This window comes from Peribacillus sp. NPDC046944 (genome assembly GCF_050272735.1).
Taxonomy (GTDB): domain Bacteria; phylum Bacillota; class Bacilli; order Bacillales; family DSM-1321; genus Peribacillus.
Genome location: NZ_JBNNML010000004.1, coordinates 175,854 through 189,476, shown reverse-complemented (window position 1 = coordinate 189,476; position 13,623 = coordinate 175,854). Strand labels below are relative to the sequence as shown.

General features: G+C 39.8%; 13 protein-coding genes. 4 read left to right on the top strand and 9 right to left on the bottom strand.

Going from position 1 to position 13,623, the window contains the following annotated elements; genetic code table 11:
* Positions 1–12: 12 nt before the first annotated feature.
* The 6 genes from ACQKIC_RS09200 to ACQKIC_RS09175 form a co-directional block, all read right to left on the bottom strand.
* Positions 13–270, bottom strand: a complete 258-nt coding sequence (locus ACQKIC_RS09200) for a hypothetical protein (RefSeq protein WP_402868055.1) — start codon at positions 268–270, stop codon at positions 13–15.
* Between the two features lie 247 nt (positions 271–517).
* Positions 518–1,930, bottom strand: coding sequence for a dihydrolipoyl dehydrogenase (gene lpdA / locus ACQKIC_RS09195; protein WP_402987728.1), 1,413 nt, complete (start codon positions 1,928–1,930; stop codon positions 518–520).
* Positions 1,931–1,933: 3 nt separating this feature from the next.
* Entirely contained in the window at positions 1,934–3,316 is a 1,383-nt protein-coding gene (locus tag ACQKIC_RS09190) for a dihydrolipoamide acetyltransferase family protein (RefSeq protein ID WP_402956139.1), read from the bottom strand.
* Positions 3,317–3,437: 121 nt separating this feature from the next.
* Entirely contained in the window at positions 3,438–4,415 is a 978-nt protein-coding gene (locus ACQKIC_RS09185) for an alpha-ketoacid dehydrogenase subunit beta (RefSeq protein ID WP_402956137.1), read from the bottom strand.
* 3 nt (positions 4,416–4,418) lie between these two features.
* Positions 4,419–5,534, bottom strand: coding sequence for a pyruvate dehydrogenase (acetyl-transferring) E1 component subunit alpha (gene pdhA / locus ACQKIC_RS09180; RefSeq protein WP_402868047.1), 1,116 nt, complete (start codon positions 5,532–5,534; stop codon positions 4,419–4,421).
* A 633-nt stretch (positions 5,535–6,167) separates the two neighbouring features.
* Positions 6,168–6,833, bottom strand: a complete 666-nt coding sequence (locus ACQKIC_RS09175; RefSeq protein WP_407407913.1) for a YkyA family protein — start codon at positions 6,831–6,833, stop codon at positions 6,168–6,170.
* A gap of 216 nt (positions 6,834–7,049) precedes the next feature.
* Between ACQKIC_RS09175 and ACQKIC_RS09170 the strand changes: the two genes are divergently transcribed.
* Together ACQKIC_RS09170 and def are read left to right on the top strand one after the other, a co-directional pair.
* Positions 7,050–7,220 (top strand): YjcZ family sporulation protein, encoded by a 171-nt coding sequence (locus ACQKIC_RS09170; RefSeq protein ID WP_402956130.1) that lies wholly within the window; start codon positions 7,050–7,052, stop codon positions 7,218–7,220.
* A gap of 223 nt (positions 7,221–7,443) precedes the next feature.
* The gene (def, locus tag ACQKIC_RS09165; protein ID WP_427591060.1) at positions 7,444–7,998 is read left to right on the top strand and encodes a peptide deformylase; all 555 of its coding nucleotides are present in this window, start codon (positions 7,444–7,446) and stop codon (positions 7,996–7,998) included.
* A gap of 71 nt (positions 7,999–8,069) precedes the next feature.
* On the opposite strand, the gene ACQKIC_RS09160 is transcribed toward def, so the two are convergent.
* Positions 8,070–8,837, bottom strand: coding sequence for a Cof-type HAD-IIB family hydrolase (locus ACQKIC_RS09160; RefSeq protein WP_402868042.1), 768 nt, complete (start codon positions 8,835–8,837; stop codon positions 8,070–8,072).
* Positions 8,838–9,735: 898 nt separating this feature from the next.
* Here ACQKIC_RS09160 and ACQKIC_RS09155 point away from each other — a divergent pair.
* A complete protein-coding gene (locus ACQKIC_RS09155; protein ID WP_402868040.1) occupies positions 9,736–9,948 on the top strand; it encodes a DNA-dependent RNA polymerase subunit epsilon in 213 nt (70 codons plus the stop codon).
* A 3-nt stretch (positions 9,949–9,951) separates the two neighbouring features.
* Positions 9,952–11,622 (top strand): ribonuclease J1, encoded by a 1,671-nt coding sequence (gene rnjA / locus ACQKIC_RS09150; RefSeq protein ID WP_402868038.1) that lies wholly within the window; start codon positions 9,952–9,954, stop codon positions 11,620–11,622.
* Positions 11,623–11,706: 84 nt separating this feature from the next.
* Here rnjA and ACQKIC_RS09145 read toward each other — a convergent pair whose 3' ends face one another.
* Positions 11,707–12,366, bottom strand: a complete 660-nt coding sequence (locus tag ACQKIC_RS09145) for a potassium channel family protein (protein WP_402868561.1) — start codon at positions 12,364–12,366, stop codon at positions 11,707–11,709.
* Between the two features lie 72 nt (positions 12,367–12,438).
* Positions 12,439–13,569 carry an N-acetyldiaminopimelate deacetylase gene (locus ACQKIC_RS09140; RefSeq protein WP_407407906.1) on the bottom strand — a complete coding sequence of 377 codons (1,131 nt, stop codon included), beginning with the start codon at positions 13,567–13,569 and terminating at the stop codon, positions 12,439–12,441.
* Positions 13,570–13,623: the final 54 nt, after the last annotated feature.

Genomic DNA, 13,623 nt, shown 5'->3' with positions numbered 1-13,623 from the left:
CTTAAACCTCATTCAATAAACAGGTACTAATGTTTCTAAAAGGATTTGCAATACACCATAACAGAGTAAACTGATAACGGTGACAAGCAGCGTCCTTCTATTGGATTTCAGTATCATTTTTCCGATATAAATGGCTAAATAAGAAAAGACCAAAAACATGAATACTTTAAAAACAAAACGATCATTGACCGACAGCCATTCAACCACCGTATATCCACTCCAAACAATTAGTTGAAAAAGGATGACAAGATAATCTTTCAAGTGATCCACCCCATTTATATGAACAATTGGCCGTTGCTTTATTTCGGCAAACTTGTTCTCAAGTCACACCGCTCCTGCTATTTTTTTATCCTATTCTACAAATTTCAAACCTTTTTCCCTATTAAAACGGATCATGTTCTTTATAAATATATGCCCGTCTTCACATTTCATTAAGTATTTCGGATCGGTAACATTAACTTATAACGAAAAAAAAGCACACTGCCCAGGAAGGGCAGTATGCTTTTTGGGAAAACAATTATTTGATGATATGGATAGGAGTTCCAAGGGCTACTTCAGCAGCTTCCATTGTGATTTCCCCTAAAGTTGGATGCGCATGAATTGTCATCGCGATATCTTCAGCAGTCATTCCTGCCTCGATAGCTAAACCAAGTTCTGCAATCATATCAGAAGCGTTTGGTCCTGCGATTTGTGCTCCAATTACCAATCCGTCTTCTTTACGGGTAATAAGCTTCACAAAACCGTCCGTGCTGTTCAATGAAAGAGCACGTCCATTTGCAGCGAATGGGAATTTAGAAGCTAATGCTTCGATTCCTGCTTCTTTCGCGTCTTTTTCATTATAACCTACAGAAGCAAGTTCCGGTTCAGTGAATGCCACAGCCGGAATCGCTAGGTAGTCAATTTCAGAAGACTCGCCAGCGATAGCTTCCGCTGCGATTTTTCCTTCATAAGAAGCTTTATGTGCTAATTGAGGTCCAGAAACGATATCACCAATCGCGTAAATGTTTTTCACATTTGTACGACATTGTTTATCAATTTCAATCAAGCCTCTGTCCGTCATTTTGATGCCGACTTGTTCAAGACCGATTTCAGATGTATTCGGACGGCGACCTACTGTCACTAACACATAATCCGCTTCAACTTTTTTCTCTTCGCCTTTTACTTCATAAGTAACCGTAACGCCAGTTTCAGTTTCTTCCACGCCTTTAGCAAGAGCTTTTGTAACAATTTCAGCACCTTTGTTTTTAAGGTTCTTTTTAACTAGGGCTGCCATTTGTTTTTCAAAACCTGCAGAAAGAATTTCTTCTGTACCTTCAAGGATCGTTACTTTCGTTCCAAAGCTTGCTAATGCGCCGCTAAGCTCTGTACCAATGTACCCTCCGCCGATAACGACGATTGAACCTGGTAATTCTTCCAAAGCAAGAGCACCAGTAGAATTAAGTACACGTTTAGTATATTTAAATGACGGGATTTCGATTGGTGTAGAACCAGTTGCGATAATCGCGTTTTTAAATGTATATGTTTGAGCTGAGTCTTCATTCATGACACGGATGCTATTTTCATCTACGAAGTAAGCTTCTCCTGACACGACCTCAACTTTATTTCCTTTTAATAGGCTACTTACGCCACCTGTCAATTTATTTACAACAGATTGTTTCCATGCTTGCACTTTAGAAAAGTCAACAGAAACCTTTTCCGCAAAGATCCCCATATCTTCTGAATGCTGAGCATTATGGAAACGGTGACCTGCTGAGATCATCGCTTTTGAAGGGATACAACCTACGTTCAAACAAACTCCGCCAATTGATCCTTTTTCAACAACTGTTACTTTTTGTCCAAGCTGTGCTGCGCGAATTGCGGCAACATACCCCCCAGGTCCTGAACCTATTACTAATGTATCTGTTTCGATCGGAAAATCTCCTACTACCATTGTTTACGCCTCCATTAACAATAATTCTGGGTCGTTCAATAACTTTTTGATGTGATTTAATGCATGCTGAGCAGTGGCCCCGTCAATAATACGGTGATCAAAGCTAAGTGATAATGCCAGAACTGGAGCGGCGATAATTTCCCCGTCGCGAACAATTGCTTTTTCGGCAATGCGTCCAATCCCTAGAATGGCAACTTCTGGATGATTGATTACAGGTGTGAACCATTGACCGCCTGCGGAACCGATATTCGTGATGGAGCAAGAAGCGCCTTTCATTTCATTGGAAGCCAACTTACCATCACGAGCTTTCGCAGCTAATTCATTAATTTCTTGTGAAATAGCAAAAGTTGATTTTCGATCTGCATCTTTTACAACTGGAACTAACAGACCTTTTTCTGTATCTGCCGCAATTCCGATATTGTAATAGTGTTTATGGATAATCTCACTTGTTTCATCATCAAATGATGTATTAAGCATAGGAAATTCACGTAATGCACTAGTTAAGGCTTTAACAACATAAGGTAGGAATGTAAGCTTGATTCCTTTTTCTGCAGCAATATCCTTGAATTTCTTACGATGGGCAACTAGCATCGTCACATCAATTTCATCCATTAATGTAACATGAGGAGCCGTCTGTTTCGACTTAACCATTGCCTTGGCAATCGCTTTTCTCATGCCGCTCATTTTTTCGCGCGTTTCAGGGTATTGCCCTTCTGGAATTGCCACTTTCGTATTATCTTCTTTCGTATCCGAATCTATTTGTTGTGAAGCATCATCACTTTGACGAGCTGGTTCTTTTGAAGCGGATGTGCCATTTTTGAAAGCATCTATATCTTCTTTCATGACGCGGCCATTATCTCCTGAGCCAGTAATCTCGCGAATATTTACCCCTTGTTCCCGTGCATACTTTCTAACAGAAGGCATGGCAATGATACGTCGTGTAGGATCTGCTTCAACCTGTGGCTGAGATCCCGCCTTTGGTTGAGCTCCTGCGCCCGTTTCTTCACTATTTTCCTGAACCGGTGCAGCTTCTTTATTGACTTTCTGTCCGCCTTCAGCAGTAGCTTGAACCTGAGCTTCAGTATCTTTATCACCTTCTGCTTTCGCTTCTTCCCCATGATCCCCTTTAAACTGAAGATCTTCATACCCAGGAGCATCAAAAGTGACAAGTACATCTCCGACTACAGCCACCGTTCCTTCTTGAACAAGAATTTCTTCAACGGTACCTTTCACCGGTGATGGAATTTCGACTACAGCTTTATCGTTCTGAACTTCACAAAGTACGTCATCTTCTTGAATCGTATCTCCTGGTTTAACAAACCATTTTACTATTTCACCTTCGTGTATACCTTCTCCGATATCAGGGAGTCTAAATTGGAATGCCACTGAATTCAACCTCCTATATTAAATCATACTTAGGGCTTTGAATAAAGCCCTTTGTCATGTATTTCTACTAATGAGAAAGACTCTCCAAAGCCTTTACTTTCATTCTTCTCATTAAAAGTAATTAGAATTTCAACACTTTTGTCGCTGTTTCGATAATATCTTTATAATTTGGAAGCCATACCGTTTCAGCCTGAGAAAATGGGAAAACTGTATCGGCAGCCGTCACTCGTAAAACGGGAGCATCCAGACTTAAAATAGCACGTTCGTTAATTTCTGCTACAACATGTGCTGCTACACCAGCTTGTTTTTGGGCTTCTTGAACGACAATGGCCCGTCCCGTTTTTTCAACAGAGGCAATAATCGTATCAATATCCAATGGAGAAACAGTACGAAGGTCGACCACTTCTACCGAATGTCCTTCTTTAGCCAATTCTTCCGCAGCCTTGATGGATTCCTGCACCATCGCACCATACGTAATAATGGATAAGTCCGTTCCTTCTCGTTTTACATCTGCTTTTCCTAATGGAATCGTATATTCTTCCTCAGGAACTTCCTGACGGAAAGAGCGATATAATTTCATGTGTTCAAGGAAGATGACAGGATCGTTGTCGCGAATTGCTGAAATCAACAAACCTTTTGCATCGTATGGAGTGGAAGGAATAACTACCTTTAATCCAGGTTGCTGAGCCATTAATCCTTCTAGACTATCCGCATGCATTTCTGGAGTATGAACTCCACCGCCAAATGGAGAACGAATGGTAACCGGTGCATTGTAGCGACCGCCTGAACGGTAACGCATACGAGCAAGCTGTCCACTGACTGAATCCATTACTTCATAAATGAATCCAAAGAATTGTAATTCAGGAACAGGGCGGAAACCTTGTAAGGAAAGACCGACTGTCAATCCACCGATGCCTGATTCTGCAAGGGGTGTATCGAAAACACGTTCTTCACCGAACTCTTTTTGAAGATTTTCAGTCGCCCGGAACACTCCTCCATTAACGCCGACATCTTCTCCAAAAACGAGTACATTCTCATCATTTTTAAGTTCTGTACGTAATGCATCTGTAATTGCTTGAATCATCGTCAATTGAGCCATGGCTTACTTCGACTCCTTTTCTTTATAAATTTCATATTGTTCTTTTAGATTGTAAGGCATTTCTTCAAACATGATTGAAATAAGGTCTGTCACTTTTTGTTTTGGTTCTGCGTCAGCCTTTTTGATTGCTTCTTTTATATCTTCTTTTGCTTTCTCTATCGTTTCATTCTCTAAGTCTTCATTCCAAAGCTCTTTATTTTCCAAGAACTTACGAAGTCTAACAAGTGGATCCTTTTGTTCCCACTCATTATCCAAATCCGTTGTCCGGTAACGAGTTGGATCATCCCCAGCCATAGTGTGAGGTCCATAGCGGTAAGTCAAGGTTTCAATCAGTGTTGGGCCTTCACCATTTATGGCGCGCTCACGTGCTTCTTTCACTGCAGTATAAACCGCTAATGCGTCCATGCCGTCTACCTGAATGCCTGGAATACCAGCAGCCACCCCTTTTTGGGCCAATGTTTTAGCTGCAGATTGCTTATCGACAGGTGTTGAGATGGCAAACCTATTATTTTGCACAATGAATATAGCTGGTGCTTTAAATGCTCCGGCAAAGTTGATTCCTTCATAGAAATCTCCTTGTGAAGTTCCTCCATCGCCCGTATATGTTATCGCGACAGCTTTTTTACCACGTTTCTTAAGACCAAGTGCTACGCCGGCAGCTTGAATATATTGGGCGCCGATAATGATCTGTGGTGAAAGGACATTCACATCTTCCGGTATTTGATTCCCTTTAAAATGTCCTCTTGAGAATAAGAAAGCTTGCCAAAGTGGCAGGCCATGCCAAACGATTTGTGGAACATCACGATACCCTGGAAGAATGAAATCCTCTTTCTCCAAAGCAAATTGAGAAGCTATCTGAGAGGCTTCCTGCCCTGCGGTAGGTGCATAAAAACCTAATCTTCCTTGTCTGTTAAGGGAAATAGAACGTTGATCCAGTATCCGTGTATATACCATACGGCGCATCAATTCCTGTAATTGTTCATTACTTAAGTCAGGCATTGCCGCTTCGTTCACGACTTCTCCCTCTTCATTTAAGATTTGAAACATTTCAAATTGTTCTTCAACTTTTTTCAGCTGATCTTGAACATTAATTTTAGCCTGTTTAGTTTTCTGAGCCATTTGGCACCTCATCCTTTCATTAAAAAGGTTAGTAATTATTATTCTATAAAGCAAAATGATTTGTCTTATAGTTTCTTCAAGTACTTATTGTTTTATTTTCCCCTTAAGCATAATCTCTCAAACAAGGGAATCGTATTTATGTCTTAATCTTAAGCTGTACCAATAAAATAATCAAGAAATATGATACAAGAACTTTGGTAAATTTAGTGTACAAGATGAATTAACATCAAGTCAATCACTTATACTTCCCTACATTCAAAATTTTATTAGTTTTATTTTCCACTAATCGACCCTCTGTTATAGTTTTTATTATACATCTGTACTATAAACTTTGCCACTTTTAGCTCCCGTAAGGTGCCAAAGGATAGTATTTCTCTTCAACTCCTATTCCTAAAGAATCAATCATGACCTTTATCTAAAGGCATTTCCAACTTTTGAATAGTATTGTAAGAAAACTTTATATACTTTCAATCGTCTCAACTGTTAGAATTTCTTTATTTATTTTCCCTTAGTACAGGTCAGTAAATATTTCCGTTGAGTTTTTTCACTTTTTAACGGAAATCTGATCATTTTATTTTCTTACCCAAACGCACATAAGGCTATGAGCAATGCCCATAGCCTTATTCCTCTTCTTTAATCTTTGTCAGAGTCCGTTTTTTTTATGCCTGCCGTTTCATAAAAGCTATCTTTTTCTTGATTATATTTTGTTGTTACTGCATTGAATTTCTCATTGGCTTTCACAACTTTTTCATATGTTGTATTAATTTTATCAATTTGACTTTGGAGTTCATCCATTTTTAAATCCTCTTTTTTGAATAGTTCATATAGTTGTTTATCATTCGCTAAGCTTTGTTGATAGGTTTTGTATACGTCCTCATATTTTTCATATCGTTCATTCATTGTCTTTTCCATTTTGACAGCTTCTTTTTTTACCTTTTGATCTTCAATTTTATCAGTTTGCCCTTCCATTTTGTCGAATTGCTTTTTCGAGGCATCCATACTATCTTTTTCTTTTTCGATTAACTCTTCTCGTTTTTCGATATTTTTTAATGCTTCGTCGGAAAGTTCCACGATTTGGTCATACTCTTTCATCCCGAGTTTGATGATCTTTTCATATATTTCTTTTTCTTCTTTTTCCAAATCATTTAAAGGCTCTTGTTTCTCTGTAAAATTACTTTCTTTCTCAACTGTCTTGTCTAGAATTTTAACGACTCTTTCCTCAGGTGAACCGCTATTCATACATCCGGTCATCATTATGACAGAAGCAAACAAAACGACGTATAGACGATAAAGCTTCAAAACTAACACTCCCTCTGATCCTTCTATTAGGATGTTTTTAAGAAATTCCCACATCTGAATTTAATAGCAGTCACTACACGCGTTCCACTACCGAAAACAGGATATTTTTCAAGTCTGGGTTAGAGCCTACACGATTCAACCCCTACCGCATAGGCTGTATTAAACCATTTCAAATCAAGATGGTTGAATCCCAAAATATAAAACGGAGGTATAATTATGTATTATGGAGGTTACACCCAAGATTGTTGTTATCCAGTATCCGCTGCACCAAGTTATGGTTATGGAGGTTACGGCGGTGGCGGTGGCGGTTGTGGTTTCGGCGGCGGCTTCGCTTTAATCGTAGTCTTATTCATACTACTGATCATTGTCGGCGCATGCTTATGCTAAACAGATAATCACCCTCTCCCTTTACCCAAAATATCATCTAAATACCCTTATTAAAGAAAATTATAAATGAAAATGAAAAAGAAACAGACTATAATGCCGTAAATAATATAATGATAGGGATGGTCCTTCTTCCCTATCATTGTCTCTTATATTAACTTCCGAGCATATTTTTGTTAAAATAATCCCATACATATATTTATGAAACTTAGTGGGGTGAAAGAACTTGTTTACAATGGATGATTTTGTTGAAGAAGACAATCCAATATTAAGGAAAGTGGCTGAAGAAGTTCCACTACCTGCTTCTGAAGAGGACAAAAAGGTCTTGGCCGACTTAATGGAGTATGTACAAAATAGCCAGGATACTGAAATCGCTTTGAAATATGGTTTGAGGGCAGGAATTGGTTTGGCCGCACCACAGGTGAATATATCCAAACGCATGATCGCCGTACATCTTAAAAATGAAAAAGGCGAATTAATTAGCTATGCTCTATTCAACCCAAAACTCGTAAGCCATTCCATTGAAAGGTCCTATCTTACCGCCGGCGAAGGCTGCCTCTCCGTTAATCGGCCCATTTCTGGTTATGTACCTCGTTATGCCCGTATAAAGGTATCAGGTACAAACATAGAAGGAGAAGATGTTCAGCTCCGGTTAAAAGGTTTGGCCTCCATCTGCTTCCAACATGAAATCGATCATTTAAATGGTATTATGTTTTATGATCACATCAATCATGATGATCCTTTCAACGTCCCAGAAAGTTACATTCCAATTGAAAGATGAGTTTCATCCCAGTAAAGGCAGCAAAGACCCCCACCGTTTATATAAGTGGGGGTCTTGCTGCCTGCCTTACATTAAATCAATTCAAGTTCTTTTAGCCCATGGAGGATGCCGTCTTTATCGACGTCCGTTGTCACGTAATCAGCTTCCTGTTTGACGAGCTGTCCTGCGTTGCCCATAGCCACTCCATACCCCACAGCTTTAAGCATTTCTATATCATTTAAGCCATCTCCAAATGCATATACATCCTCAAGGTCAAATCCGACCTTTTTCATCAAAGTCTTTATCCCTTCAGCCTTTGAACCCCCAAAAGGCAAAACATCCGTTGAATAGGTATGCCATCTAATAAAGTTAAATTTATCGTACATACCCACGTACTCCGATTCTTCATCCTCAGAGCAAAATAATAAGGCTTGATAAATGTCATTATTTTCATAAAAATCCGCCTGATGCCCCGGATGTGGGAATTTTAGAGTGCTCAAGGCTTCTTCAATCCGATTATGATACGGAACGCTTGATTGCATCGTTTCCTCATTCATGAATACGATAGGCACTTCATTTTCCTCCGCAGCCTTATGCAGCCTTCTGATTTCAGATAGATTCAACGGGTTTTTATAGATGACTTCCCCTTCAAAAACGACATATTGTCCATTAAAACTAACGAATGTATCGATACCAAGTTCTTCTCTTAAGTCTTCAAACATGAATGGAGCACGTCCCGTCGCAATGGCTACGAAGACTCCGCTATCCTGCAGTTGCTTCACTGCTTTCTTTGTTGAAGCCGGTAATTTTTTTTCATGATCCAGTAATGTTCCATCAATATCAAAGAATACGATTTTCACTGACTATTCACTTCCAATTCATTCAGTTTACCTTTTTTTAATATGTACCCATTTAATAATTGTCATTAAAATAAGTCAAGTAACTCCTTTTCAAAAACACCACATTTATCCAGGTTTTTCATTCGTGGTTCAGCATATATTATATATGAGACATCTAAATCCCCCTTCACACTCTCCCAAGATAGCCAAGCATATGGTAGAAATGACGGCCTTTTTTTCATAAATAAGCCTTTTACCTGTAAAGACGTATTTACTTTATTGAATAATCCTATACAATAATAACTAAGGGAGCGTGATCGCCATGTTAAAGAAGCTTCGTAAAAAGCTTGTAAAACAATGGAATGATCTTCTAAGAAAAAAATCAATCGCATGATGCCATTTTCATTCTGCCAATGGCCGTCATCCATTTGCGAGATTTTTTTGTACAGCCCTTCAAAAACTTGCGGAGGGCTTCTTCCTTGTTGTACAGTTCTTATTAAGCCTACTTTGAAAGATTACATGTACATACTATAATATCCATCTCTTTGCACAGGTTCACATATCCGGTGATTCCCTTTTTTTTAGCAAGAAACCGATTTCACCAAGCATTGATTGAAGGATTATTTTTTAAATACATAGATGTTCCTTTTAAAGAGGCCCATTCCGGAACATTTCTTTATCCAATTAAGTTTTACACGTAGTAAAAACGGAAAGGATAAAGGATAGAGGTTGGTTAAACCTACGAATTCAGCTATTTATTTTTATATACTATTCCGTATTGGTATAATAAGTTAAATAAAAACCCCTCTTCCAAAAGGTAAGTTGGGTTTGTTTTTCCATGATGTTGAAAAACATGTAAAAATTGTTGTTTTTATATATAATGAAAAAAAGCAATGTAAACAAGTGAGGAGAGATTAAAATGGTTTTTAAGGTATACTATCAAGTAACCATATCTGAGGTTCCCATCAGGGAGAATACGCAAACGATGTATGTGGAAGGTGAATCCGTCCGCGACGTCCGTTTAAAGCTAAAGGAAAAACCTTATAACGTAGAGTTAGTAGCACCAGTAGCTGGCGCATATTTGGAATACGAAAAACAAAGTGAAGATTTTAAAGTATTGGAGCTAGGATAATTTATGAAATTTGTGAAAAACGATCAAACTGCTGTATTCGCCTTGGGCGGTTTAGGCGAAATCGGTAAGAACACATATGCTGTTCAATTCCAAGATGAGATCATCGTCATCGATGCGGGAATTAAATTCCCGGAAGACGAACTCCTCGGAATAGACTATGTGATACCAGATTACAGCTATTTAGAAAAAAATGTAGATAAAATTAAAGGTGTCTTCATCACACATGGTCATGAAGATCACATTGGCGGAATTCCATATTTACTAAGAAAAGTGAATGTCCCTGTATACGGCGGCAAGCTGGCACTTGGACTACTTCGCAATAAATTGGAAGAACATGGTCTATTACGCCAGACAACGATGATTGAAATCAGTGAAGATGAAGTCATCAAATTCCGGAAGACTTCTGTCTCTTTCTTCCGTACGACTCACAGTATCCCGGATTCTTACGGAATCGTGGTTAAAACTCCTCCTGGACAAATTGTCCATACTGGTGATTTCAAATTCGACTTTACACCTGTAGGAGAACCGGCCAATTTGACAAAAATGGCCGAAATCGGAAAAGAAGGCGTATTGTGCTTACTATCCGACAGCACGAATAGTGAAGTGCAGAACTTTACGATGTCAGAGAGCCGCGTAGGCGATACGATTCAAGATATCTTCCGTAAAGTAGATGGTCGGATCATCTTTGCAACCTTTGCATCCAATATCCATCGCCTTCAACAAGTCGTTGAAGCAGCTGTTGAAAATGGCCGTAAAATTGCCGTCTTTGGACGTAGTATGGATTCAGCTATCGCTATCGGTCAAGAACTTGGTTATATCGTTGCACCTAAAGATACATTTATCGATGTACAGCAATTGAACCGGATGCCTGCAAACAAGGTGACCATCCTTTGTACAGGTAGCCAAGGTGAACCAATGGCAGCTCTTTCAAGAATTGCAAACGGAACTCACCGTCAAATTCAAATTATACCTGGAGATACTGTCGTTTTCTCTTCTTCACCAATTCCAGGTAACACGATCAGCGTATCAAGAACCATTAACCAATTATATCGTGCGGGCGCAGATGTCATTTCCGGTCCATTGAATAATATTCATACTTCCGGTCATGGCGGTCAACAGGAACAAAAGTTAATGCTTCGTTTAATCAAGCCAAAATTCTTCATGCCGATTCATGGTGAATACCGTATGCAAAAACTTCATGCAGGTCATGCAATGGATTGCGGTGTACCTGAGGAAAATTGCTTTATCATGGATAATGGTGAGGTACTTTCATTAAGTGAAAATACGGCTCAAATCGCCGGGAAAATCCCTTCAGGATCGGTTTATATCGATGGAAGCGGCATCGGCGATATCGGGAACATCGTTTTACGTGACCGTAGAATCCTTTCCGAAGAAGGACTTGTTGTTGTCGTTGTCAGCATCAATATGAAGGAATTCAAAATCGCTTCCGGTCCGGATATCATTTCACGTGGTTTCGTTTACATGAGAGAATCTGGAGACCTGATCAATGATGCTCAGTCCCTCATCACCAAGCACCTGAATAAAGTGATGGAGCGCAAGACCACTCAATGGTCTGAAATCAAAAATGAGATTACAGATACTCTATCACCATTCTTATATGAAAAAACAAAACGCCGCCCGATGATCCTTCCGATCATCATGGAGGTACAATAATTAAGAAACCCCAGCCGAATGGCTGGGGTTTTTTTTAGTTTAAAGGAAAGGAGGACCTGCAGAAATCGGCAGGTCCTCCTTTTTTTAATCGACGATTTTCTTTTCAAACCGATTGATGTCAGAATCGGCTCCAATGACTATCAAGATATCCCCTTTATGGATCAAATCATTGGCCTGGGGCGAAACATTAATTTCATTTTCTCTTTTAATCCCGACAATATTCAACCCGTAGTGGGCCCGGATGTCTAGATCGAATATCGATTTTCCGTTCATCTTTTGGCTTGCCACGATTTCCACAATGGAATGTTCATCGGAAAGCTCAAGATAATCCAGGATGTTATTAGAACCGATGTTATGGGCAATACGCCTTCCCATATCCCGTTCTGGATGAACCACGAAATCCGCTCCAATCTTTCGGAGCACTTTCTCATGATAGTCATTCTGGGCCTTGACCGTAACATTGCTGACACCCAGTTCTTTAAGCATGAGGGTCGTTAAAATGCTTGCCTGAATATTTTCCCCAATAGCGACAATGACGTGTTCAAAATTCCGGATACCGATATTTCTAAGTACGTTTTCATCAGTCGTATCTCCAACGACGGCATGCGAAGCTATTCTGGCATATTCATTAACGCGGTCTTCATCCACATCGATGGCTAGCACACCCATTCCCTCTTCTGCCAAGGTCCTAACAATACTGCCGCCAAAACGGCCAAGCCCTATCACTGCAAATTCCTTTTTCACAGTAAGCCCTCCAAACTCTTCCATTCGTCTTACAGGATATATCATCATTTACCATGGTCATACCCTCTACTGTTATGCTCTTTTACCTTTATACGTTATATACTTTGCTAAATGATCGATGGCAAGTTGAATGGCTTTCTCATCGGGCATTAACTTGGCATGATGCAACCCATAATCGGATGCTACACCAAGCCAGAACATGAAGCCCGGAATCTCCTTCAACATATAACCGAAGTCTTCCCCCGTCATCGCTTCTGTACAGCGATGCAATTGAACCTCTGATGATTGTTCGGTGAAATCCATGAATTCACTGGTCAACTTCTCATCATTATATACTTGATGATACATGCAGCCATAGTCTATTGTCGCTTTACACTCATATCCTACTTTAATGCCCTCTACAAGGGCTTCGATCCGTGACTTAACCTTAACCATCGTTTCAGGGTCCAGGGTCCTTATAGTGCCTTCTAAACGAGCCTTCTCCGCAATGATATTTTGAACGGTTCCTCCCGTAATCTTTCCAATGGTGATTACCGCTGAATCCAATGGGTTCACATTACGGGAAACAATGGTTTGCAATTGTCCCACAAGTGAACAGGCAGTGATGACCATATCATTCGTATTGTGCGGATAGGCTGCATGTCCGCCCTTGCCTTCCAGATCGATGAATAGTTCAGATGTATTTGCAAATAAAAGTCCCTCTTTAACCGCAATCGTCCCAACCGGGTATTCAGGTGCCACATGGAGAGCAAGAATCATGTCAGGCTTCCATTTTTTCATTATCTCGGATTTCAACATCGGTTCAGCCCCGCCTGGCCCTTCCTCAGCCGGTTGAAAAATGAATACTAAGTCATCATCGATTGGATGTTCAACAAAATGTGTCAGTACACCGAGGCCTATGCTCATGTGGAAATCATGTCCACACGCATGCATATAGTCGTCATGTGTAGAGGCAAATGGCAATCCTGTCTCTTCTATAATTGGCAAACCATCGATATCAGCTCGGTAGCCAATTACCTTATTGGGATTATTTCCTTTGATTTTCACGAAGATCCCTGTTTTCCAAGTTTCGACTTCCATTCGTTCTGAAGCCAAGTTCATTATGTATGTAAGCAAATATTGTTGCGTCTTGAATTCTTGAAAACCTATTTCCGGTATTTGATGTAAATCGCGCCGTATCGTAACAAACGGGCTCTGTTCCATATTTTTTCACTCCCTATACAGAAAGCGTGGATATAGGTATCCACGCTCTTGAAC